The sequence below is a fragment of the Blautia luti genome, assembly GCF_013304735.1.
Lineage (GTDB): Bacteria > Bacillota > Clostridia > Lachnospirales > Lachnospiraceae > Blautia_A.
This window is the reverse complement of the sequence record NZ_JAAITI010000017.1, coordinates 1-24,433: the sequence shown is the minus strand read 5'-3', so window position 1 is coordinate 24,433 and position 24,433 is coordinate 1. Positions and strand designations below refer to the sequence as shown.

Below are 24,433 nucleotides of genomic sequence, written 5' to 3'. Positions count from 1 at the left end.
AGGATATTTTTTGCTATGGTATACAAGTTTACATATGACAAAGAAGAAAGGATATGGATATGGAGGAAAAGAAAGACATTTTTGACAGACTGATGCATCTTCCTGTATTGAACATATTTGAACCTTTTTATAAAAAACATAAGGAAGTTCTGATGTATCTGTTCTTTGGCGGGATCACATTTTTTCTGAACATAGCACTGTATGCATGGCTGGATGGCATGCTCGGAATAAATGCGCTGATCGCCAATGTGATCTGCTGGGTAGTCTGTGTACTGTTTCAGTATTTTACAAACAGGACCTGGGTATTCGACGGTCAGGTAGATTCGGCAGCCGGATTTTTAAAGCAGATGGCTTCGTTTTTCGGAGGAAGACTCTTTACTCTGGTTGTGGAAGAAGCGATCCTTGCAGTATTCATTACCTGGCTTGGATTTAACAGCATGGCAGTGAAGCTGATCGCTCAGGTGGTTGTGATCGTATTGAATTATATAATCAGTAAATTAATTGTTTTTAAAAAATAAAAAATGTTTATATTTACGAGAAAGGAGTTGAGTTAAAAAATGGCAAAAGATAAGACCAATGATATGACTGTGGGAAATCCGGTGAGCCTGATCATCCGGTTTATGATTCCCATGTGTCTTGGAAATATTTTTCAGCAGTTTTATAACATTGCGGATTCCATTGTTGCGGGTCAGTTCCTGGGAGTAGATGCGCTGGCTGCAATCGGAAGCACCGGTTCACTGATGTTTTTTGTTACCGGATGGCTTAACGGACTGAGCAGTGGCTTTGCCATTCTGGTATCCCAGTGGTTCGGGGCGAAGCAATATGATAAGATGCGTCATTACGTAGCTATGTCCATTTATCTGGCAGCAGCCTTTGCCATTGTGATGACCATTGGCTTTGAGGCTTTGAATGAACCGATTCTGCGGCTGATGAATTCACCGGAGGATCTGATGGGATCTGTGAAGGGATATATGGGAATTATTTATGCAGGCCTGATCGTAACAGCGGCATATAATTCACTGGCAGCGTTTCTCCGTGCACTTGGAGATTCAAAATCTCCGCTGTATTTTCTGATCATTTCGGCAGTGATCAATGTGTTCCTGGATATTCTGTTTATTGTAAAAATCGGGATGGGAGTGGAAGGCTGTGCCTATGCTACGGTTATCGCGCAGGCAATTTCCGCAGTCTGCTGCCTGATCTATATTATCAAAAAGTTCCCGATCCTGCATCTGAAGAAAGAAAACTTTGAAGTTTCTTTTACCAGCTTCCGTTATCTGCTGGCCCTTGGTATTCCCATGGGACTTCAGTTTTCCATCACAGCGATCGGAACCATTATTGTGCAGGGTGCGGTAAATATTTACGGTTCTGTATATATGGCAGGATTTTCCGCTGCGGGAAAAATACAGAATATCATTGCAACTGTATTTGTAGCTTTTGGTGCGACGATGGCAACCTATGTAGGACAGAACCGGGGCGCCGGAAAGATGGACCGTGTAAAAGCAGGAATGAAATATACCCAGATCATGGTCTTGATCTGGAGTGTGATCACTATGATCATTATGTTCTTTTTCGGAAAGTACATGACCTGGCTATTTATTGACAAATCCCAGACGGATGTTATTAATGTTTCTGTTACTTATTTTCATACGGTATTCTGGGCATATCCGTTCCTTGGAAGTATCTTCCTCTACCGAAACGGACTTCAGGGACTGGGATATGGCTTGGTTCCCATGCTGGGCGGTGTGTTTGAACTGGCGGCAAGAAGTGCGATCGTTATGTTTGTTGCAGGAAAAACAAGTTTTGCAGGTGTATGTCTGGCAGATCCTGCCGCATGGATCGCAGCGCTGATCCCTCTGATCCCGTATTATATTTATGTGATGAAAAAGTGGAGCAGGGGAAAAAAGGAAACTGCTGCCTGAGTGGGTATAATACAGAAAATGAAAAGAATAAATTTAGGCTTGCAATTATGGAAGATACAGTTATAATGATATTATAACTGCGGAAAAAACCAGGAAACCAGGAAACCGGGATTCCGGGTAAGATTACAAATCCAGAAGGGAGAATATAGATCATGGAAATCACAAAGGAAACAACAATGGGCGAGATGCTTGCATACGATGAGAAGATCGCATACATCCTTATGCAGGAAGGAATGCACTGCATCGGCTGTCCGTCTTCTATCGGTGAGTCTCTTGAGGAGGCATGTATGGTACACGGACTTGACGTAAACGTAGTACTGGCAGACATCCATCACTATGAGGAAACCAAGAAACAGAAATAATCAGTACTATCACTGATCTTATAACGTTATAACGTACAGATTACGGACCGTAAGGGATAACGACTGTGCATGCCTTTTTGGCATGCCGGCGTTATCCCTTTTTTTATATATGGAGGAAAAAACATGTATGTCATGATCGACAATTTTGATTCATTTGTATATAATCTGAAGGCATATTTTCAGGAACTGGGGAGAGATATCCTGGTTAAACGCTGCGATGAGATTACTCTGGACGAGCTGGAAGCGATGAATCCGGAAGGGATTATTCTTTCGCCGGGACCGAAACGTCCCTGGGATGCGAAGCTCTGTGTAGATACGGTAAAAAAATTTCAGGGAAGGATTCCGATCCTGGGTGTCTGTCTGGGCCATCAGGTTATCGGCCACTGCGCGGGAGCAGTAGTGGAAAAGGGAGCACGTCCCATGCACGGAAAAGTAACAGAGATCCACAATTACGGAACCGGTGTGTTTGCAGGCCTGCCGGAGAAATATAAGGTTACAAGATATCATTCCCTGATCGTACGGGAAGACAGCATCCCGGAAGAATATCAGGTAGATGCTGTTTCCGATGACGGAGCAGTTATGGGAATTTCCCATAAAACACTGCCTCTGTATGGCGTACAGTTCCATCCGGAAGCTGTTCTTACGGAATATGGCCATGAGCTTCTTGAGAATTTCTGTAAGATCGCAGAGGAATTTCATCAGGAGAGGGAAGAAGAACTGGCAGAAGAGAAAACTGCTTAGATCAAAAAATAACCCGGAGATGAATGCAGCTCGCCTGCACTCATAAGAATATTACAGGGTGCAGTGAGGATACCTGATCCGCTCACTGCACAGATAAAACCGGGAACACACAGGAGTAAAAACATGTACAATAATCAGCGAATCATAAAAGAACTGACCCCATATATCCCGGCAGTGGAGATTTTCCGGATCTACGAGAGAGAGCCGGGAGCTGCATTTCTGGATTCCTCCCTTGTGAATGAACTGGGACATTATTCCGTGATCGGAAGGTGCCCCTATCTGAAACTGGTAAAAGACGGGAAGACCTTTACCATCAATGGAAAACCGGAAACAGAAACAACCTTTGAAGACTACATGCGGGAATATTTGAATACCCATGAGGACAAAAATGACAGCAGACTTCCCCTTGTGTCCGGAGCTGTAGGATATTTTTCCTATGATTACGGAAGGAAACAGATGGGAGTACCCTCCGGGGAAAAAGATCTTGTGACGATTCCGGAAGCGGTTCTGACGTTTTATGACTGTTTTGTTGTGGAAGACTGTCAGGAAAAAAGGACGTATCTTGTGTCAAATGGAATCAGCGGAAATGCCGCGGCGCAGATCGGCGCAATGGAAAAAGCAATCCTGGAATCTGCAGAGGCTGGCAAACCGGAAGAACCGGAAATCGGAGAAAAAAAGAAATTCGGAAATGGGATGATCACGGAAAATTCTCACCGTGAGAAATTTAAGATTCAGGTCCATCCAAATTTTGAGAAAGAGGAATACAAGCAGGCAGTGGACCGGATGATCCAATATATTATAGAAGGTGATATCTACATTGCCAATATGACACAGCAGCTTACAATTGAAAGCGAAAAACAGCCGCTGGATGTTTTTTATGATCTTCGGAAAAACAATCCCTCTCCTTTTGGCGGATATCTGGATTTCGGAGATTATCAGATCGTCTGTGCCTCTCCGGAGCGCTTCCTGAAAATGAAAGACCGCCATGTAAACACCCGTCCTATAAAAGGAACACGAAAACGTGGCGCAACGCCTGAGGAAGACGAAATGCTCCGCCAGGAACTTGCAGATTCCGGAAAAGATAAAAGTGAGCTTCTGATGATCGTAGATCTGGAACGAAATGATCTGAACCGGGTATGTACACCGGGAAGCGTGAAAGTAACTGAACTTTTTACAGTGGAAGCATATGCCACAGTATTTCATCTGGTGTCGGATATTGAGGGAACACTGGAAGATGGAAAAAATGTGATGGACCTTCTGGAAGCTACGTTCCCCGGTGGTTCTATTACCGGTGCACCGAAATACCGCGCTATGGAGATCATTGATGAACTGGAGCATGGAAAAAGAAATCTCTATACCGGTTCCATCGGCTATCTGACACTGGATGGCAGCTGCGATTTTAACATCGTGATCCGTACAGCCCTTCATAAAAACGGGAAATATCATCTTGGTGTCGGCGGCGGGATCACGGCAGAGTCAGATCTGGAATTTGAGTATGAGGAAACACTGCAGAAAGCGAAAGCAATCCTGGACGCACTGCAATAGGGGACATACGGAATAACGGAAGACTAAGAAAGATTCTGCAGACGGGCCGGGAGACCTGATGCAAAAGGGAGGATGGAGATGAACGTAACATTAGATGAATGTTTTCAGTTTGGCCTGGGAGCATTTGAAACCATAGGGATCGAACAGGGAATTCCCATACTGCTGGATAAACACCTGAAAAGACTGGAACGTGCCGCAGATTTCCTGAAACTGGGAAGCTTGTCAGAACGGGGGATCACTGCACGGAAGATTGAAAAATATCTGGAAGAACAGAAAATGCGCACAGAAGTACAAAAGGAATTTAGAAACCTGGAGCACTGTGCATTAAAGATCATGCTTACCAAGGAAAACATGGTTTATTCTCTTCGTGCCAATCACTATACACCGGAAAAATATGAGAAAGGTTTTTTCATAGATATCAGTGCGGTAAAACGAAATGAAACCTCACCGCTGGTATATCACAAAACCATGAATTACGGAGACTGTATCCTGGAAAAAAGAAACGCCACGGCAGCAGGAATGGATGAGCGGCTGTTTCTCAATACAAAAGAACAGGTTTCTGAAGGTACGGTAAGTAATGTATTTTTTGTGAGAAACGGCGTGATCTGTACGCCACAAGTCAGTTGCGGCCTTCTTCCGGGGATCCTTCGGGAGTATCTCTGTGAAACAGAAGATGTGGAAGAGACAGACATCTATGTTCAGGACCTGAAGCGGTATCAGGAATGTTTTGTTACCAATTCCCTGATGGGAATCATGCCAGTGCGTCAGATCGGGGAAATTCGGTTTGAGGAAGACCGAGTGACAAAGAAGCTGATGAGAAAATATCAGGACATGGTACAGGAGACGATAAATAAGAGGAAAGACAGATGAAATGATATGGAGTGCCAGATTCTGTGAATGACCATGACTGAAATGAATGAAAATGACTGAGATAATCAGGGATAAAAGTGTATCAACCTGGAAAAACTAGGATTGATGCACTTTTTTTGTGCAAACTCAACCAAAAACAGTCATGAATTTTGTGAAGTAGTTTGATTGACTTTGAACGAAATTGGAAGTATACTAAGTTCAACAAATGAGGAACAACAAAAAGCGGTCAGAAACCCGCAGAATAAAAGATATGGGGAGGAGAAAGAAATGATCTGCACAGTTACTTTTAATCCATCTCTGGACTATATCGTTTCCGTAGAGGACTTCAAGCTTGGACTTACCAACCGTACCAGTTCTGAGCTGATGCTTCCGGGTGGAAAAGGAATCAACGTTTCCACCGTGCTGATGAACCTTGGAATTGAGAATACAGCACTTGGTTTCATGGCAGGATTCGTAGGAGATGAGATTGTAAGAAAGCTTGAGGAGATGGGAGTGAAATCCGATTTTATCAAGATCCCGGAAGGCGTTTCCAGAATCAACCTGAAGCTGAAATCCATTGACGGAACCGAGATCAACGGAATGGGACCTAAAATCAGCGCAGAAAAAGTTCAGGAGCTGATGGAGAAACTTGACACACTGAAAGAAGGAGATGTGCTTTTCCTGGCAGGAAGCATTCCATCATCCATGCCGGATGACATGTACGAGAAGATCATGGCGAGACTGGACGGAAGAGGCGTGATGATCGTTGTGGATGCAACAAGAGATCTTCTTGTAAACGTTTTGAAATATCATCCGTTCCTTGTGAAACCCAACAACCATGAACTGGGAGAAATCTTCGGAGTCGAGCTTAAGACCCGTCAGGATGTGATCCCTTACGGAAAGAAACTCCAGGAAAAAGGTGCCAGAAATGTACTGATTTCCATGGCCGGTGAAGGAGCTGTCCTGGTAGCAGAAGACGGACAGGTATTTGAGAAACCGGCACCGAAGGGAACACTGGTAAACGGTGTGGGAGCCGGAGATTCCATGGTAGCAGGCTTTATGGCAGGCTGGATGGAAAAACAGGATTACGAATACGCTTTCCACATGGGGATTTCCGCAGGAAGCGCAAGTGCATTTTCTGAAAATCTTGCCACGAGGGAAGAGATTCAGGCGGTATATAAACAGGTAACAGAGGGGTAAATAAGAAAGGAGAAGGGAAGATGAGAATCACAGATCTGCTTGACAAACGAAGCATATCGCTGGATGCAGCACCGAAGACCAAATCCGAAGCGCTGGATATGGCCGTAGATCTTATGGTAAAAAGTGAAAAGATCAGCGACCGGGAAGCTTATCGGAAACAGGTGTATTTAAGAGAGGAAGAAAGTACAACAGGAATCGGTGAGGGAATCGCCATTCCTCATGGAAAATGTGATGCGGTAAAGAAACCGGGACTTGCTGCCATGGTAGTAAAAAACGGCGTGGAATTTGAGGCACTGGACGATGAACCGGTCACCCTTCTTTTCCTGATCGCGGCACCGAATACAGAAGACAACATTCATCTGGATGTACTCAGCAAACTTTCCGTGATGCTGATGGATGATAATTTTACAGAGTCCTTACGTAACGCGAAATCTGTAGATGAATTTATGGAGATCATCGACAAGGCAGATGATGAGAAAAAAGATATCGACGAGAGACTGGCAGATACAGGAAGTTCCGAAGGAGCCAGAGCCAAACTGCTGGCAGTTACTTCATGCCCCACAGGTATTGCCCACACCTACATGGCAGCAGAAGGACTGGAAAAAGCAGCGAAGGCGAAAGACTGTTTCATTAAAATAGAGACAAGAGGCTCCGGCGGAGCAAAAAATGTACTTACGGATCAGGAGATCCAGGAAGCAGACTGCATTATCGTAGCAGCAGATGCCAAGGTTCCTATGGACCGTTTCGATGGAAAGAAAGTCATCGAATGCCAGGTTTCCGATGGAATCAGCAAGGCAGACCAGCTGGTTGAACGTGCGATCTCCGGAGATGTTCCGGTATATCATGGGGCAGCAGGCAGCCAGAACTCTTCCTCAAACGCAAAAGCAGGCGGCGGGGCAGGCCACAAAATCTACATGCAGCTGATGAATGGTGTATCTCATATGCTTCCACTGGTTGTTGGCGGTGGTATCCTGATCGCTCTTGCATTCCTGATCGATGGTTTAAGTGTAGATTTAAGTTCCCTTCCGGCAGACCAGAGAGCAAACTTTGGTACCATCACACCGGTAGCGGCTGTTCTGAAAAACATTGGTGGAACCGCATTTGGTTTTATGCTCCCTGTACTGGCCGGCTTTATCGCAATGGCCATCGGTGACAGACCGGCCCTTGCAGTTGGTCTTGTAGGCGGTATGATCGCGGCAAACGGAAAATCCGGTTTCCTTGGAGCTCTTCTTGCAGGTTTCCTTGCAGGATATCTGATCCTGGGACTTCGTAAAGTCTGTGACAAACTTCCGGAAGCTCTGGAAAAAATCGCACCTGTACTGATCTATCCGGTTGTTGGTGTCCTTCTTATGGGACTTTGTATGACATTCATTGTAGAGCCGATCATGGGCGGCATCAATACAGGATTAAATAATGCCTTGACAGGCATGGGAAATTCAAGTAAAGTAATTTTAGGACTGGTTCTCGGTGGCATGATGGCCATTGATATGGGAGGCCCGTTCAACAAAGCAGCATATGTATTTGGTACAGCAGCCATTGCGGCAGGTAACTATGATATTATGGCAGCAGTTATGGTGGGAGGTATGACTCCTCCATGCGCTATTGCACTTGCATCCCTGCTGTTTAAAGACAAATTTACAAAAGAAGAGCGTGAGGCAGGACCGACTAACTTTATCATGGGACTTGCATTTATCACAGAAGGAGCCATTCCTTTTGCGGCATCTGACCCGATCCATGTACTTCCGTCCTGTATCGTCGGTTCCGCAGTAGCCGGAGCGATCTCCATGTTTTTCAACTGTACACTGATGGCACCGCACGGCGGAATCTTCGTATTCCCGGTTGTAGGTAACGCACTGATGTATCTGGTTGCACTGGTTGTGGGAACTCTGATCTCAGCCGTACTTCTCGGTGTACTGAAGAAAAAAGTTGCTTAAATTTTTAAAATTAAAAATAAAAACCTGGAGGATAAAAAAATGAAAGAATTCAAGTATGTAGTAACAGATAACGAAGGAATCCATGCACGTCCGGCAGGAGAGCTTGTGAAACTTGTAAAAGGTTTCGAGTCCAAGATCACAATCGAGAAAGACGGTAAGACTGTAGAGTGTAGAAAGCTTCTTGCACTTATGGGACTTGGCGTAAAGAAAGGCCATGAGGTTACTTTCACATTCGATGGTGCAGACGAGGATGCAGCATACGAGGCAGTAAGCAAATTCATGCAGGAGAACCTGTAATCTCAGAATGAGTAAACAGAAGACATCCCGGTCCGTCTGATCGGGGTGTCTTTTTTAAAGGAGGAAAACTATGCTGACGGAGCAGAGATATGAGATCATACTCGGCCTTCTCAGAGAAAAAAACAGTGTCACAGTAACAGAACTGAAAGATATCCTGGATGCATCAGAATCTACGGTCCGCAGGGATATCACAGCGCTTTACAAGGCAGGAAAACTGACCAGGGTTTTTGGCGGTGCAGTGGCACTGGAGCATACAGTCAATGCCTATGAGCCTACCGTAGCCCAAAAATCCGAGCTTAATATCGAGGAAAAAAAGAAGATCGCAGCCTATGCGGCATCTCTGATCCAGCCGGGAGATTTTGTATATCTGGATGCGGGAACGACTACCGGATATATGCTGGAACATCTTAATGGCTCCAGGGCGACGTTTGTGACCAACGGTGTTTCCCATGCCAGGACTCTGGCTCAGATGGGAGTCCATGTGCTGCTGATCGGCGGAGAACTGAAAGGTTCCACAGAAGCGGTGATCGGAAGCCAGGCTATGCAGATGCTGAAGAACTATCATTTTACAAAGGGTTTTTTTGGAACAAACGGAATGACGCTAAGAGAAGGTTTTACTACACCGGAGGCCAACGAGGCACTGGTAAAACGAACAGCCATGGAGCAGTGCCTGGAAAGATACGTAGTGTCCGACAGCTCCAAATTCGGACAGATCAGTGCGGTGACATTCTTTTCGTTTGACGGAGCGGTGATCCTGACAGAAAACTGTTCCAGAGAATATAAGGACTGCAGAAATATTCAGATCGTATCATAAAAAGATATAAAATAAAAAGATTATAAATAAAAAACCGGTTTGGAAGAAAAAAATTCTTCGGAAACCGGTTTTTGTGATCAGTCTTCTTTGGAAATCATGGATTCCAGATCTTCCACAGAAATGTCTTTCTTACGCATCAGTTTAAGAAGACGTTTCAGCTCTGCGGCTTCTTCTGCTTTCTTGGCTGCTTTATGAATTTCTTCCAGCTGTGCTGCAAGAGCAGTTTTCTCATCTTCCAGAGCTGCGATCTTCTCTGTGTAGGCAGCAATCTTGGACTCTACTTTGGAAATTTTTTCGTTCAGTACTTCTACTTTGGTACGTCTCTGTCCCATATAAAACCTCCTGATAAAATATTATTACTTATACAATAGCATAAAAGGTCTGAAAATACAATTATCAATTATATTTCATATTGACTTAGTGGGGAAAGTATGATATTTTATCAAAATATAAATCGAAGTATTCGTCTTACAGAAATCGGAAATAAAAATGAAACAGAATTTTAAGAGGTGAAAAGAATAATGGAAGATAAAAAATTACAGGAAGCATTAAAAAAAGAAGAAGATCTGAAAGATTATTTTCGTCAGTTAAAAAGTGTGGCCGTTGCCTTTTCCGGAGGTGTGGACTCCACCTATCTTCTTAAGGTAGCACATGATACCCTTGGAGATCAGGTGATCGCCGTGACCGCAAAGTCTTGCTCTTTTCCGGAGAGAGAACTTATGGAAGCGATCCGTTTCTGCGAAAAAGAAGGCATCCGTCACTTTGTATGTGAATCCGAGGAACTGGACATTGAAGGCTTTTCCCATAATCCGAAGAACCGATGTTATATCTGTAAGCACGAGCTGTTTGAGAAGATCATCAACATCGCAAAGGAGCAGAAGATCGAATATATCGCAGAAGGCTCCAATATGGATGACAACGGAGATTACAGACCAGGGCTTCAGGCAGTGGCAGAACTTGGTGTGACAAGTCCTCTGCGCCATTCCAAGCTTGCGAAAGAAGAAATCCGTATCCTGTCCAGAAATCTGGGACTTCCTACCTGGGATAAGCAGTCTTTTGCCTGCCTTTCTTCCAGATTTGTTTACGGAGAAGAGATCACAAGGGATAAACTTTCCATGGTGGATAAAGCAGAGCAGCTTCTTCTGGATCTGGGATTCCATCAGGTTCGTGTGCGGATCCACGGAATGATGGCCCGCATTGAAGTGGAACCGGGAGAATTTTCCAAAGTTCTGGAAAACCGGGAAAAGATCACAAAAGAGTTTAAGACATATGGCTTTACCTATGTTACAATGGATCTGACAGGCTACCGGACAGGAAGCATGAACGAAACATTGGGAGAGTAATATGAAAATAATTGCAAGGATCAGAAGTGATTTTCCAACAAAATTTGGAATCCCGCGCCAGAGCGGCCGTGTGGAAGAACTGACAGCCCGTGTTGTTTTTGAACCGGAATACCGGGTACGGGAAGCGGTAAAGGGAATGGAAGATTTTTCTCATATCTGGCTGCTCTGGGAGTTTTCCCAGGCGATCCGTGAGAACTGGTCACCTACGGTACGTCCACCGCGTCTGGGTGGAAATGAAAGAATGGGCGTATTTGCTACCAGATCCCCCTTCCGTCCAAATCCGGTAGGGCTGTCCTGCGTGAAACTGGAAAAGATCGATCTGGAGAGCAAAGAAGCCCCTGTACTGATCGTATCCGGTGCGGATCTGATGGACGGAACCCCCATCTATGATATCAAGCCATATCTGCCGGCGGCAGACTGCCATCCGGAAGCTCTGGGCGGCTTTGCGGCAAAAGTGGAGCAGCATTTCCTGAAAGTGGAGATCCCCGAAGAATGGAAGGCAAAGATCCCGGAAGATAAGATCTCTGCCCTGGAAGGGGTGCTTAAAGAAGACCCAAGACCTGCATACCAGAAAGATCCGGAGCGGATATATGGAATGCCTTTTGCAGGAATGGATGTACATTTCCAGGTAAAAGAGGGCATACTTACTGTATGCGGGATCACAGAATATAAAAAATCTGACAAAATTTAAAATTACCTTTGACAAACTTTTTAAGGCATGGTATTATAATAAACGAGTTAGCAAATGCTAACTCAATATTTTAAACCAAGAGTTAGTTAAAGATAACCAGCAACAGTTATATAAAAAAAGTTCAGAGATCAAAGGAGAGTGAATTATGAGCGTTGTAATCGTAGGCGGTAATGAAAGAATGGTATGTCAGTATGAGGATATCTGTAAAGGGTTCGGATGTAAGGCGAAAGTTTTTGCCAAGGAAAAAGGAGCTATGAAGAAAAAGATCGGTGTGCCGGATCTGATGATTCTGTTTACAAGTACCGTTTCCCACAAAATGGTAAACTGCGCGGTAGAAGAAGCAAAGAAAAAATCCATCCCTGTATGCCGCTGTCACACAAGCAGCGCTGCAGCTCTTGAGAACATTCTGAAACAGTACTGTGCATAAGAAACAGGTCAGGAGATACTTTTCTCTTGTATAATTTGACTTTTTTTGCGGAAATGTAACGGAAAGACTTGCAAAATTATAAATTATTCAATAAAATAGCCGTAGGTTTCTGTGGTAAAGTGTTGCAGTGAATCGTGAATATGCAGCGCTGGAAGTCGAAATTACAGGTGAGAGGTGTTATCATGAAAAAAGTTGTAAAATTCGGTGGAAGTTCCCTTGCAAATGCGGAGCAGTTCCAGAAAGTGGGCGATATCATCCGCAGCGATGAGAGCCGCCGTTATGTAGTTCCGTCAGCTCCGGGAAAGAGATTTGACGAAGATATCAAAGTAACCGATATGCTTTACGGATGCTATGACGCAGCATCCAAAGGTGAGGATATCACTGAGAAGCTTAATGCCATCAAAGAGAGATATTATGAGATTATCAAAGGTCTTGGACTGAGCCTTTCTCTTGAAGACGAGTTCAAGAAGATCGATGAGGATTTCCGTGCACAGGCAGGAATCCAGTATGCGGCATCCAGAGGTGAGTTCCTCAATGGTAAGATCATGGCTGCATATCTTGGATACGATTTTGTGGATGCGGCTACTGTAATCCGTTTTGATAAAGACGGTAATCTGGAAGCTGAGGAGACCAACAAACTCCTTTCCAAGAAACTCAGCAAATCCCAGCATGCGGTTATCCCGGGATTCTACGGAGCATGTGCAGATGGTACGGTAAAGACATTTTCCAGAGGTGGTTCTGATGTAACAGGATCCCTGGTTGCAAAAGCGATCCATGCAGATATCTATGAGAACTGGACTGATGTTTCCGGTTTCCTTGTAACCGATCCGCGTATCGTACACAATCCGGAACCCATCGAGGCAATTACATACAGAGAGCTTCGTGAGCTTTCTTACATGGGAGCAACCGTTCTTCATGAGGATGCGATCTTCCCGGTTCGTAAAGAGGGAATTCCGATCAACATCCGCAATACAAACAGCCCGGAAGACAAAGGTACACTGATTGTAGAGAGTACCTGTAAAAAACCGAAATTTACAATTACCGGTATTGCCGGAAAGAAAGGTTTCTGCTCCATTAATATCGAGAAATCCATGATGAACAGTGAGATTGGTTTTGGCCGTAAAGTTCTTCAGGTATTTGAGGATCAGGGAATCAGCTTTGAGCATGTACCGTCCGGAATTGATACCATGACCGTATATGTTCACCAGGATGAGTTTGAGGAGAAAGAACAGCAGGTTATCGCAGGCATCCACCGTCTGGTACAGCCTGACTTCGTGGAGATGGAATCCGACCTTGCACTGATCGCAGTCGTAGGCCGTGGAATGAAATCCCAGAGAGGTACCGCAGGAAGAATCTTCTCTGCTCTTGCTCATGCAAATGTAAATGTAAAAATGATCGACCAGGGTTCCAGTGAGCTGAATATCATCATCGGTGTTGAGAACCGCGATTTCGAAAAAGCTGTCAGAGCGATCTATGATATTTTTGTTCTGACACGGATCTAAAAATATCCATTTTAATTAAATCAGGAAGTATTATATCCGCCGCAGGACATGTAACATACCGTCCTGTGGCGGATTTTTTGGCCAAAATCTATGGTTTACCTAAAAATAATCCAAATAAATTCGACAAAATTTCTAAAAGAAAAACAAAGATATTATACATTGTGTCGAAAAACGTCTGACAGGAAATAAACAGTATTGACAAAAACTTAACTTTTGTGTAAAACAGACATATACAAAAACTTCAGAAAGGCAGGCGGTCAGCAATGGAGAAACAGATCAAACTGGATGAAAAAAGCGCACAGGAGTTTGTCAGTGCAGCCAGCAGATGCAATTTTGATATTGATGTATTTTACAACCGCATTATCATCGACGCGAAGTCGATCCTTGGACTTCTTAGTCTGGATCTGACAAAGACTCTGACAGTAAAGTGTTACGGAGAGGATGAAAATTTTAACCAGGTTCTTTCCAAGTACGCGGTAGGCTGAGAAATATGAATAAAGAAAAAAAGTAATAAAAAGGCGCAGTTCATGAGAAGCAAAGCAGAACATGCGTCTTTTTTGATTGCAAAAAGATTTTTGTATGTAGTTTTTATGGTATAATCTGAAATACAGCATTGCAGAAAAGGACAGTTTTCGGAGGAAGAGCTCTGAAAGCTGCAGGAGTGAAATTATGGAAAAACCAAAAGTACGGATTTCTGTCAGAAACCTGGTGGAATTTATATTACGTAGCGGAGACCTGGATAACAGCCGTGGATCATCCGGAGATAAAGAAGCCATGTTAAAAGGCGGAAGGCTTCACCGGAAGATCCAGAGAAGCATGAAAGGCAATTATCAGGCGGAAGTTTCCCTGAAAAGAGAAAGTGAATACGAGGATACGATCATTCAGGTGGAAGGTCGTGCAGATGGAATTTTTACAGAGGACGGGGAGGTCTGGATCGATGAGATCAAAGGAACCTATGGAAATCTCCAGGCAATGGAGATGCCGGTACCTGTCCACCGTGCACAGGCAATGTGTTACGGGTGGATTTACGGAGAAAAAGAAGGCCTTTCCCAAATCGGGATCCAGATGACCTATTCCCATCTGGATACAGAGGATACCAGAAGATTCCGGGAAATTTTTTCCATGGAGGAACTGAAAAAGTGGTACCAGGAACTTCTGGATGCTTACCATAAATGGATTGCTTATTCACTTTCCTGGAAAAAAGAACGGAATGCATCCATGACAGATCTGCAGTTTCCGTTTCCTTACAGAGAAGGGCAGAGAGAGATCGTCAGTGGTGTATATCATACGGTTTCCAGTAAGAAAACGCTGTTTGTCCAGGCACCTACCGGAGTGGGAAAAACTATGTCTGCAATTTTTCCATCTGTACGTGCCATCGGAGAGGGGAAAGGCGAAACACTTTTTTACCTTACCGCAAAAACCATTACAGGAACAGTTGCCTGGGAAGCGTTCCATACTTTGCGTGAAAATGGACTGAAATTTAAGGTCACAGCCATTACCGCAAAAGAAAAGCTTTGTTTCCTGGATTCACCGGAATGTACACCGGAGAAATGCCCCTATGCAAAAGGACATTTTGACCGGGTGAATGATGCAGTCTATGAACTTTGGACTACCGAAGAGGTATATTCCAGGGAAGTGATCCGTGCTCATGCAGAAAAATGGCAGGTATGTCCTTTTGAAATGTGCCTGGATCTTTCCGTCTGGGTAGACGGGGTGATCTGTGACTATAATTACGCCTTTGATCCCAATGTCCATCTGAAACGCTTTTTCGGGGAAAATATTTCCGGAGATTATATCTTTCTTATTGATGAGGCCCATAATCTGGTGGAACGCGGAAGAGAAATGTACAGTGCGGAAGTATCCAGACAGACACTTCTTACGCTGCGGAAAAAAATCCGGAAACATTTTCCGAAACTCGCCAGGGTCCTGGAAAAAGCTAACAGGCAGATGCTGGAACTGGAGGAAGATCTTAAGGCATCCCAAAATCCGTATCAGGTGCTTTCAAATCCGGGGGTGTTGCCGATTACGTTCCTTACCATTTCCGGTGAGCTGGAAGAAATCCTGGAAGAAAAAAATCTGGATGAGGAGCTTCGAAAAGAGATTCTGGAATTTTATTTTGTTGTGCGTGATTTTCTGAATGTGTCAGAACTGGTGGATGAGAACTATGTGGTCTATACAGAATGCTTTGGAGAAAATGATTTCCGGCTTCGCCTCTTCTGTGTGAATCCGGCTGCAAACCTGGGAGAGTACCTGAAAAAGGGAAGAAGTGCGGTGTTTTTTTCGGCAACGCTTTTTCCCATGCTATATTACCGGGAACTTCTGACAACGGAAACGGATGCCTATGGAATTTATGTGCAGTCTCCGTTTTCGGCGGAAAACAGAAGAATTCTTATCGGAAGTGATGTGAGCAGCCGGTATACAAGGAGAAACCATACAGAGTACCGTAAGATTGCGGAATATATTTCCAGATGTGTATGGCAGCGCCAGGGGAATTATATGGTGTTTTTTCCCTCCTATCGCCTGATGGAGGATGTATATCAGGTTTATGAGGAGGAATTTTCGGTAGACTGGGTGCGCTGTATCCGACAGAATTCTGATATGACGGAACGGGAACGGGAGGAATTCCTGGAAGAATTTCAGAGCAGGGAAGGAACTTTGGTAGGTTTTTGTGTACTTGGAGGGATTTTTTCCGAAGGGGTTGATCTTATCGGAGAAAGCCTGATCGGGGCGATCATAGTGGGAACCGGGCTTCCGCAGATCGGCAGTGAGAGGGAGATTCTGAAAGAATATTATGACAGAAAGAAACAGAGCGGTTTTGATTATGCCTACCGTTATCCTGGCATGAATAAGGTTCTCCAGGCAGCCGGACGTGTGATCCGCACCAAAGAGGACAAAGGTGTGATATTGCTTCTGGATGACCGTTTTCTGGGCCGGGATTACGGAGGAATTTTTCCGAGGGAATGGAAAGACCGGAGCAGCTGCAGGCTGAATACCGTGGAAGAGGCAGTAAGCAGGTTCTGGAGATCGTTTACTTGACAGACGGAAGAAATCCGGTATACTGATAGAGACTTTATCCACACTGGAAAAAGGGGGAGAGTACTCCCGGAATAAAATCAGAAACTGTTAAATCCAAAGATAAGAAAAGTGAAAGAAGTATATGAGACAGAAAAAAATATTAAAAGTACTGGCCGTGTGTTTCAGTACAGTAATGCTTACTCAGCCGGTATCAGCGGCGGCTCTGCAGCAGAGTGCACAGGGCAGCCTTGGTTCTGTTACGGAGGAGTCCCAGATACTTCCGATTCCCGATGGAAGTGGGAAATATATTTTAAAAAGCAGCGGTTTTTACTGCCTGAATGAAGATGGAACTAGAGAAAATACACCGGCAGTTCATTATTTTGATCATTTTGTGATTGATGGTACGGTGTTTGACGGATATTATTATCATGATGAAAATGGTAAATTTGCGGCGGGGAATCCGCACATGGTTCAGATCAAAAACCTGAGTGCCCCTTCAGAAGACGGAAGCGGTGCGGAAGTTTCCTTTGATGGCTGTTATATGGTAAATAACCTTGGAAAACTCAGTGCGTCGCCACAGGTACGGTATATGGACAATCTGGTGGTGGATAAAACCACTTACAATGGTTTGTATTATTTTGACGGATATGGAAAGATGATTACAGATCCCGGCATTCATTATCTTAACATGAACGCGGCAGGACAGATGTTTGACGGTTATTATTATTTTGGCGGAGAAAACGGAGTTCTGGTACAGGAAGAGGGAACAACACCGGAGGGCTTTCCGGTTGATGAAACCGGAAAAGTGGAAACAAAGGATCTGGGCATGGAAGGTCTGGAAACCAGACTTACGGAACTTCTTGGTTCCTATGACGGTACATGGAGTGTATATGTAAAAGATCTTACCAATGATCAAGAATTTGATCTTGGCAGTCAGTCCTTATATTCTGCCAGCCTGATCAAAGCGTTTGTCATGGCGCAGACCTATGCCAGTATGGACACCGTTCTTCAGAGTGAGGCCGCAAAAATGAAAAAAGATGTTTCCGATCCGGCAGTCGCAACGAAAGTTAATGATCTTCTCTGGAATATGATCACAGTCAGTGATAATGAATCTTTTAATGAGCTGGTACGCCTGCAGACGACATCCGGTGTTTTTAAAGACGGGGCGGAGGCAGTGAATGCTTTCCTTGCGGAAAATCAGTTCGCGGATACATCGGTACAGCATACCCTAAGTCCTTCCGCATCCAAAGATGCGGGGCTGGGAGGAAGGAATACCACTTCTGTAAAAGACTGCGGGGAGCTTCTTTCCCGGATCTATAAAGGGGAATGTGTATCAAAGGAAGCTTCAGATGCTATGCTGAACCTTCTTCTGAACCAGCAGGTGACAACCAAGATCCCAAGTGGGATTTCCGCTTCTGTGGAAATTGCCAACAAGACCGGGGAGACAGATACAGACCAGCATGATATTGCTATTGTATACGGGGAGAAGACAACCTACATTCTCTGTGTGATGTCTGAGAACTGTAAATCCGGGGATGCAGTTTCACACATTCGGGATATTTCCGGGATTGTTTATAATTATCTGAATATGCAGCTTGACCAGGACTGACTTGTGAGCTAAAATGAAAATCAGCCGAGCAGTATCTGAATGTTTGACCCGAAACAGGAAGATTTTATAAGCTCACGAAAGGAGATTTTTATTATGAAGACAGTACATACAGACAAGGCACCGGCAGCCATCGGACCGTATTCCCAGGCAATCATCCATGGAGATACTCTTTACACATCCGGTCAGATCCCGGTTGACCCGGCAACAGGAGAAGTTGTGGGAACAACCATCGAGGAGCAGGCAGACCGCGTAATGAAGAATCTCGGTGCAGTTCTTGAGGCAGCAGGTTCCAGCTATGAGAACGCAGTCAAGACCGTATGCTTCCTTGCAGATATGAACGATTTTGCAGCATTTAACGAAGTATATGCGAAATATTTCGTAAACAAACCGGCACGCTCCTGCGTCGCAGTTAAAACACTCCCGAAGAATGTTCTCTGTGAAGTAGAAGTGATCGCAGCAGTATAATAAAAAACAGGCAGTAAATCCCCTGTCAGGAAGAGACGCTCTTCCGGCAGGGGATTTTTTGCTGTGATTGATTTTTAAAAAGAAATCCTGTATAATACCAAACTGTAATATTGTATCATTCAGCGGATTGAAACGTACGCTGTGAATTATCAAGATAAGTCAGGAGGATATAAATACATGCGAGTCGATGCGGACGATTTTGCCCGACCTTGCAGCTGCGGGAGGGAGCACCACATAGACGTTAAGGAAATTGTGATTGAATCAGGAGCCATCGGGAAACTGGAAGAAGAAATGTCAGACGGAGATCTGAGAGAATATATTTCCCCGCTTCTGATCTGTGACACAAACAGTTACAAGGCAACAGAGGAACTGATGGAAGACATCTACGACCGGTGCCAGGTACTGATCCTGGATGCCGAAGGCCTTGAGGCAGATGACCGGGCCGTGGAAATCGTAGAGAATTATATGGAAGAGGACATTGATCTCGTTCTTGCGGTAGGCGCAGGTACGATCCATGATCTCAGTCGGTTTGTGGCCCATCAGTACCGGATTCCTTTTGTCTCTGTGCCCACCGCAGCCAGTTCAGACGGATTTACTTCTACAGTAGCAGATATGACATGGAATGGTGTGAAAAAGACAGTAGCAGCATCTGCGCCACTTTTTGTTTTTGCGGATACGGACATTTTTGCAAAAGCACCGAAGAGACTTACCGCTGCCGGTGTGTCGGATATTCTGGGAAAATATATTGCTCTGGCAGACTGGAAAATAGCCAGTATTCTTTCGGAAGAGTATTACTGTGCAGAGGTGGTAAATCTGGAAACAAGAGCTGTCCGGACTGTGAAGGATAATCTGAAGGAGATTGCGGCTGGCGAAGAAGAAGCATGTGAGAAGCTGATGTACGCCCTGGTGCTGTCAGGGCTTGCCATGCAGATGACCGGGAGTTCCAGACCTGCATCCGGAGCAGAACATCATCTGGTACATCTCTGGGATATGGAAGTTGTGAACGGGCATCTGGATGCGCTCCACGGTGAAAAAGTTTCCGGGGGAACCATGCTGGTACTTCTGGAGTACAAGAAAATTGCGGATGCCATCCGAAGAGGAACCTGCAAAGTCCATACCTGTACAGAGGAAGACCAGGAACTCCTTAAGGAGACTTTTGGAAAAAAAGGGATTCTCGGAGCACTCGAAAAAGAAAACACTCCGGAACCTCTGGATGATGTGAGCACGAGAGAACTTTCCGATGCGCTTCCCCGGATCCTTAAGATCATTGACGCGCTTCCGGCAGTTACAGATATGCAGGAGATGATGAATACAGCCGGATGTGTAAGTAGAGTCCGGGATATCGGACTGCCAGGCGAGGTGATCGAAGAGAGTCTTTTGCTTGCACCGTATACAAGAAGAAGGCTGAGTCTTTTAAGACTTCGAAAGATGCTCACATACTGATCAGAAAAGATCACAATAAGTTCTGTTGACTTGGCATAAATTTCAGGAAAGGCAGTGAGGAATGGTTTGATGAGAGTAGGAATGGGATATGATGTACATAAGCTGACAGAAGGCAGAGATCTGATCCTTGGAGGGGTAAACATTCCCTGGGAAAAAGGTCTTCTTGGCCATTCTGATGCGGATGTACTGATCCATGCGATCATGGATGCGCTTCTGGGAGCTGCGGCTCTTGGAGATATCGGGAAACATTTTCCGGATACAGATCCTGCATATAAGGGAATTTCCAGTGTGAAACTTCTGGTACATGTTGCCGGGCTTCTGAAAGAAAACGGTTATGCGGTGGGAAATATTGATGCCACGATCATTGCCCAGAAGCCAAAGATGGCACCACATATTCCGAAGATGAGAGAAAACATTGCAAAAGCACTTGGAATTGAAATATCACAGCTGAATATCAAGGCAACCACAGAAGAAGGCCTTGGCTTTACAGGACAGGGAGAGGGGATTTCTTCTCAGGCGATCTGCTCCCTGTATAGAATCGGGAAATTGGAGGAAGAGTAACATGAAGATTTTTAACACACTCACAAGAAGAAAAGAGGAATTCGTACCTCTGGAAGAGGGCAAGGTAAAGATGTATGTTTGCGGACCTACAGTTTACAATCTGATCCATATCGGAAATGCCCGTCCTATGATTATTTTTGATACGGTACGAAGATACATGGAATATAAAGGATACGAGGTTAATTATGTATCCAACTTTACAGATGTAGATGACAAAATCATCAAAAAAGCCATTGAAGAGGGTGTTTCCGCAGAGGAAATTTCCACCCGCTATATCAAAGAGTGCAAGAAAGATATGGCAGACATGAATGTAAAACCTGCCACAACCGCACCTCAGGCAACACAGGAGATCCAGGGCATGATCGACATGATCCAGACCCTCATTGACAAGGGATACGCATATCCGGCAGCTGACGGAACCGTATATTTCCGTGTAAAGAAATTCAAAGAGTACGGCAAGCTTTCCCACAAGAACCTGGATGATCTCCAGTCTGGTTTCCGTTCCCTGAAGGTATCCGGCGAGGATCAGAAGGAAGATCCGCTTGACTTCGTACTCTGGAAACCGAAGAAAGAGGGCGAGCCGTCCTGGCCGTCACCGTGGTGCGACGGACGTCCTGGCTGGCATATCGAGTGCTCTGTCATGTCCAAAAAATATCTTGGAGAAGAGATCGATATCCACGCAGGCGGAGAGGATCTGATCTTCCCACATCACGAGAATGAGATCGCACAGAGTGAGTGCTGCAATGGCAAAATTTTTGCAAGATACTGGATGCATAACGGTTTCCTGAACATCGACAACCGCAAGATGTCCAAATCTCTCGGAAACTTCCGTACTGTACGTCAGATCGGTGAGCAGTATGATCTTCAGGTTCTCCGTTTCTTTATGCTGAACGCACATTACAGAAGCCCGCTGAACTTCAGTGCGGATCTGATGGAAGCAGCCAAGAATTCTCTGGAGCGTATCTTGGAGGCTGCAGGCAAGCTCAGCGATCGTAAAGACAATGCGGCAGCAGAAAATATCACAGAGGAAGAACTTGCACTTCTCAAAGAGGCAGAAGGCTTTGTTACCAAATTTGAAGCTGCCATGGATGATGATTTCAACACTGCAGATGCACTTGCTGCCATCTTTGAGCTTGTTAAATTTGCCAATACGAATGTAAACGAAAACAGCTCAAAAGAATTTGCGGCAGGTCTTTATGAGGAACTTTTCAAACTCAGTGATGTGCTGGGACTGAAGATCGAGAAGAAAGAGGAAATCCTTGATAAAGAGATCGAGGATCTGATCCAGGAGCGTCAGGCTGCAAGAAAGGCTAAAGATTTCAAGAGAGCAGATGAGATCCGTGACGAGCTTCTGAAAAAAGGTATCATTTTGAAAGATACAAGAGAAGGTGTGAAATGGCAGAGAGCTTAAGGGAGCTTAAAGAGCTGTTTGATCTCAAAGACGCGGATCTTCGTACCTATTCACCACTGACACTGGCTTATATCGGGGATGGTGTTTATGAACTGGTGATCCGTACCATCCTCGTAAAAAGAGCAAACTGCCCGGTAAACCGTCTCCACAAAAAAGCCAGCAGTCTTGTAAAAGCGTCCGCGCAGTCGGGTATGATGGAGATCATTGAACCGCTTCTGACAGAAGAAGAAAAAAGCGTATACCGGAGAGGAAGAAACGCCCATTCCGCTACCATGGCCAAACATGCGACCATGGCAGATTACCGGCGTGCTACAGGTTTTGAGGCGTTGATGGGATATCTTTATCTGAAAGAGGATTTTTCAAGGATACTGGAGCTGGTCCACGCAGGACTTGAGAAGGAGGAAGTTTAAAGTGACTGAAATGATAGAAGGAAGAAATGCGGTACTTGAGGCATTTCGTTCCGGCAAATGTGTTGATAAACTGTTTATTCTGGATGGCTGCCAGGACGGCCCGGTCCGTACTATCGCAAGAGAAGCCAGAAAACATGATACCATTGTGAAATTTGTTCCGAAGGAACGTCTGGATTCCATGAGTGAGACAGGTGCTCATCAGGGCGTGATCGCACAGGTTGCGGCTTACGACTATTCTACTGTGGAAGACATCCTGAAAAAAGCAGAAGAAAAAGGGGAGCCTCCTTTTATTATTCTTCTTGATAATATTGAAGATCCCCATAATCTGGGAGCAATCATCCGTACTGCCAACCTTGCCGGTGCCCATGGAGTGATTATCCCGAAACACAGAGCAGTAGGTCTGACAGCTACCGTTGCAAAGACTTCTGCCGGTGCCCTGAATTATACACCGGTTGCCAAGGTTGCCAATCTTGGACAGACCATTGACGAGCTGAAAGAAAAAGGAATCTGGTTTGTGTGCGCGGATATGGACGGAGAAGTGATGTACCGCCAGAACCTGACAGGACCCATCGGCCTTGTGATCGGAAATGAGGGAAATGGCGTCAGCCGTCTTGTAAAGGAAAAATGTGATTTTACTACCGCGATCCCGATGAATGGAGACATTGATTCCCTCAACGCTTCTGTAGCAGCAGGAGTACTTGCATTTGAGATCGTGAGACAGAGAATGGCGAAATAACAGATACAGCTTAAGCTGTTCGGAGAAAAAATGTGCCGATATAATGAGACAGAGGACGAAGTTCTCATCCAGAGACTTCGTGCCGGAGAATCCATGATTGCAGATTATCTGATGGAAAAGTACAAAGGTCTGGTCAGAAAAAAGGCAAGAGCCATGTTCCTTATTGGCGGGGATACCGATGACCTGATCCAGGAAGGTATGATCGGACTGTTTAAAGCAGTCCGGGATTATCAGCCTGACCGGGAATCATCCTTTCAGTCCTTTGCGAATATGTGTATTGACAGACAGATCTACAGTGCGATCAAAAGTTCAAACCGTCAGAAACACCAGCCGCTGAATACGTATATATCCTTAAGTGACAGGGAAATGGAAGAAAATCTCAGAGATTCCTGTGCGGAACATGATAATCCGGAAGCAATCCTGATTGACCGGGAAAATGTAACAGCGCTGAAAGAAGAAATGAAAAAGAGCTTAAGTTCTCTGGAAAATCAGGTGTTTCAGCTGTATGCTGCAGGAAACGGCTATGTGGAGATCGCGGAAATCCTGGGCAAAACGCCGAAGGCTGTTGATAATGCCTTGCGAAGGATCCGCAAAAAAATGAAACGCTGTTTTGGAGAAAGTTAATTCCCCTCTTTTCTTTTGGATATAAAAGTATTAAAATGATGTTAAAAACAGCGGAACAAGAAAGGAGACCAATTATGGCAAAGATCAATAAATACTGGGGACTGGTTGCAGTAGGAGCTCTTACCGCGGCAGCAGCAGGAGCTATTGCAGCGATTATATCCAGAAAATCTGTATGTGAAGACGATTTTGAAGATGACTTCGATGATCTCGATGATATTGAAGAGGACGAGAAGAAAGAAGAAAAAGAAGAGAAAGAAGTCTTCCAGGACTGGGACAAAACCGCATCTGAGACTGTAGAAGTTTCCAAAGAGACAGAAGAAGATGCAAAAGAAGCGCCAGCTGAGGAAGAAGAGACGGAAGCGGAAACAGAGGAAACTGCAGCTGATGAGGCAGAAGAAAAAGCAGAAGAGACAACGGAAGAATAAAGAATAGAGAAATCCCACAGAATTGCCGGATAAAGCGAGTTCTGTGGGATCTTTTTTGTGTGACAGTAAAAATAAACCCCCTGCTATGCAGGGGGAGGGAAGATCTTTAG

The 24,433-nt window shown here is 44.8% G+C and carries 26 protein-coding genes; 25 read left to right on the top strand and 1 reads right to left on the bottom strand.

Going from position 1 to position 24,433, the window contains the following annotated elements; genetic code table 11:
- Positions 1-53 precede the first annotated feature (53 nt).
- The 10 genes from G5B06_RS10460 to G5B06_RS10415 all read left to right on the top strand — a co-directional run bounded on the left by G5B06_RS10460 (position 54) and on the right by G5B06_RS10415 (position 9,661).
- Complete coding sequence (locus G5B06_RS10460) at positions 54-518, top strand: GtrA family protein (protein ID WP_173762108.1); 465 nt, start codon at positions 54-56, stop codon at positions 516-518.
- Positions 519-557: 39 nt separating this feature from the next.
- Entirely contained in the window at positions 558-1,919 is a 1,362-nt protein-coding gene (locus G5B06_RS10455) for an MATE family efflux transporter (RefSeq protein WP_118608273.1), read from the top strand.
- A gap of 152 nt (positions 1,920-2,071) precedes the next feature.
- Positions 2,072-2,281, top strand: a complete 210-nt coding sequence (locus G5B06_RS10450; protein WP_021977547.1) for a DUF1858 domain-containing protein — start codon at positions 2,072-2,074, stop codon at positions 2,279-2,281.
- 123 nt (positions 2,282-2,404) lie between these two features.
- Positions 2,405-3,022 (top strand): anthranilate synthase component II, encoded by a 618-nt coding sequence (locus tag G5B06_RS10445; RefSeq protein ID WP_173772010.1) that lies wholly within the window; start codon positions 2,405-2,407, stop codon positions 3,020-3,022.
- Positions 3,023-3,145: 123 nt separating this feature from the next.
- The gene (gene pabB / locus G5B06_RS10440) at positions 3,146-4,567 is read left to right on the top strand and encodes an aminodeoxychorismate synthase component I (protein WP_173772008.1); all 1,422 of its coding nucleotides are present in this window, start codon (positions 3,146-3,148) and stop codon (positions 4,565-4,567) included.
- Positions 4,568-4,645: 78 nt separating this feature from the next.
- Positions 4,646-5,437 carry an aminotransferase class IV gene (locus tag G5B06_RS10435; protein WP_173762111.1) on the top strand — a complete coding sequence of 264 codons (792 nt, stop codon included), beginning with the start codon at positions 4,646-4,648 and terminating at the stop codon, positions 5,435-5,437.
- A gap of 267 nt (positions 5,438-5,704) precedes the next feature.
- A complete protein-coding gene (gene pfkB, locus G5B06_RS10430) occupies positions 5,705-6,616 on the top strand; it encodes a 1-phosphofructokinase (RefSeq protein ID WP_173762112.1) in 912 nt (303 codons plus the stop codon).
- A 20-nt stretch (positions 6,617-6,636) separates the two neighbouring features.
- Positions 6,637-8,550: a PTS fructose transporter subunit IIABC gene (locus G5B06_RS10425; protein WP_173762113.1), complete on the top strand. Its 1,914-nt coding sequence runs from the start codon at positions 6,637-6,639 to the stop codon at positions 8,548-8,550.
- A 39-nt stretch (positions 8,551-8,589) separates the two neighbouring features.
- Positions 8,590-8,847: an HPr family phosphocarrier protein gene (locus tag G5B06_RS10420; protein WP_015525831.1), complete on the top strand. Its 258-nt coding sequence runs from the start codon at positions 8,590-8,592 to the stop codon at positions 8,845-8,847.
- A 70-nt stretch (positions 8,848-8,917) separates the two neighbouring features.
- The gene (locus G5B06_RS10415) at positions 8,918-9,661 is read left to right on the top strand and encodes a DeoR/GlpR family DNA-binding transcription regulator (protein ID WP_173762114.1); all 744 of its coding nucleotides are present in this window, start codon (positions 8,918-8,920) and stop codon (positions 9,659-9,661) included.
- A 77-nt stretch (positions 9,662-9,738) separates the two neighbouring features.
- Here G5B06_RS10415 and G5B06_RS10410 read toward each other — a convergent pair whose 3' ends face one another.
- Positions 9,739-9,993, bottom strand: a complete 255-nt coding sequence (locus G5B06_RS10410) for a hypothetical protein (RefSeq protein ID WP_173762115.1) — start codon at positions 9,991-9,993, stop codon at positions 9,739-9,741.
- A gap of 189 nt (positions 9,994-10,182) precedes the next feature.
- Between G5B06_RS10410 and larE the strand changes: the two genes are divergently transcribed.
- The 15 genes from larE to G5B06_RS10335 all read left to right on the top strand — a co-directional run bounded on the left by larE (position 10,183) and on the right by G5B06_RS10335 (position 24,323).
- Positions 10,183-11,004, top strand: coding sequence for an ATP-dependent sacrificial sulfur transferase LarE (larE, locus tag G5B06_RS10405; protein ID WP_173762116.1), 822 nt, complete (start codon positions 10,183-10,185; stop codon positions 11,002-11,004).
- 1 nt (position 11,005) lies between these two features.
- Positions 11,006-11,695, top strand: a complete 690-nt coding sequence (tsaA, locus tag G5B06_RS10400) for a tRNA (N6-threonylcarbamoyladenosine(37)-N6)-methyltransferase TrmO (RefSeq protein ID WP_021977556.1) — start codon at positions 11,006-11,008, stop codon at positions 11,693-11,695.
- A 145-nt stretch (positions 11,696-11,840) separates the two neighbouring features.
- Positions 11,841-12,122, top strand: coding sequence for a DUF2325 domain-containing protein (locus tag G5B06_RS10395; protein WP_015525835.1), 282 nt, complete (start codon positions 11,841-11,843; stop codon positions 12,120-12,122).
- A 182-nt stretch (positions 12,123-12,304) separates the two neighbouring features.
- Entirely contained in the window at positions 12,305-13,624 is a 1,320-nt protein-coding gene (locus G5B06_RS10390) for an aspartate kinase (protein WP_173762117.1), read from the top strand.
- A gap of 263 nt (positions 13,625-13,887) precedes the next feature.
- Complete coding sequence (locus tag G5B06_RS10385) at positions 13,888-14,109, top strand: HPr family phosphocarrier protein (protein ID WP_021977558.1); 222 nt, start codon at positions 13,888-13,890, stop codon at positions 14,107-14,109.
- 184 nt (positions 14,110-14,293) lie between these two features.
- Positions 14,294-16,660, top strand: coding sequence for an ATP-dependent DNA helicase (locus G5B06_RS10380; RefSeq protein ID WP_173762118.1), 2,367 nt, complete (start codon positions 14,294-14,296; stop codon positions 16,658-16,660).
- Between the two features lie 121 nt (positions 16,661-16,781).
- The gene (locus G5B06_RS10375) at positions 16,782-18,248 is read left to right on the top strand and encodes a serine hydrolase (protein ID WP_243278982.1); all 1,467 of its coding nucleotides are present in this window, start codon (positions 16,782-16,784) and stop codon (positions 18,246-18,248) included.
- Between the two features lie 93 nt (positions 18,249-18,341).
- Positions 18,342-18,713 carry a RidA family protein gene (locus G5B06_RS10370; protein ID WP_180215113.1) on the top strand — a complete coding sequence of 124 codons (372 nt, stop codon included), beginning with the start codon at positions 18,342-18,344 and terminating at the stop codon, positions 18,711-18,713.
- Between the two features lie 177 nt (positions 18,714-18,890).
- The gene (locus tag G5B06_RS10365) at positions 18,891-20,156 is read left to right on the top strand and encodes a sn-glycerol-1-phosphate dehydrogenase (protein ID WP_173762119.1); all 1,266 of its coding nucleotides are present in this window, start codon (positions 18,891-18,893) and stop codon (positions 20,154-20,156) included.
- Positions 20,157-20,225: 69 nt separating this feature from the next.
- The gene (ispF, locus tag G5B06_RS10360; RefSeq protein WP_148447700.1) at positions 20,226-20,717 is read left to right on the top strand and encodes a 2-C-methyl-D-erythritol 2,4-cyclodiphosphate synthase; all 492 of its coding nucleotides are present in this window, start codon (positions 20,226-20,228) and stop codon (positions 20,715-20,717) included.
- A gap of 1 nt (position 20,718) precedes the next feature.
- Positions 20,719-22,128, top strand: coding sequence for a cysteine--tRNA ligase (cysS, locus tag G5B06_RS10355; protein WP_148447702.1), 1,410 nt, complete (start codon positions 20,719-20,721; stop codon positions 22,126-22,128).
- Positions 22,113-22,538, top strand: coding sequence for a Mini-ribonuclease 3 (locus G5B06_RS10350; protein WP_148447704.1), 426 nt, complete (start codon positions 22,113-22,115; stop codon positions 22,536-22,538). Before cysS ends, G5B06_RS10350 begins: the two co-directional genes overlap by 16 nt.
- Positions 22,539-22,548: 10 nt before the next feature.
- A complete protein-coding gene (rlmB, locus tag G5B06_RS10345; RefSeq protein ID WP_118064413.1) occupies positions 22,549-23,274 on the top strand; it encodes a 23S rRNA (guanosine(2251)-2'-O)-methyltransferase RlmB in 726 nt (241 codons plus the stop codon).
- A 30-nt stretch (positions 23,275-23,304) separates the two neighbouring features.
- Positions 23,305-23,898, top strand: a complete 594-nt coding sequence (gene sigH, locus G5B06_RS10340; protein WP_173762121.1) for an RNA polymerase sporulation sigma factor SigH — start codon at positions 23,305-23,307, stop codon at positions 23,896-23,898.
- A gap of 74 nt (positions 23,899-23,972) precedes the next feature.
- The gene (locus tag G5B06_RS10335) at positions 23,973-24,323 is read left to right on the top strand and encodes a hypothetical protein (RefSeq protein ID WP_173762122.1); all 351 of its coding nucleotides are present in this window, start codon (positions 23,973-23,975) and stop codon (positions 24,321-24,323) included.
- Positions 24,324-24,433: the final 110 nt, after the last annotated feature.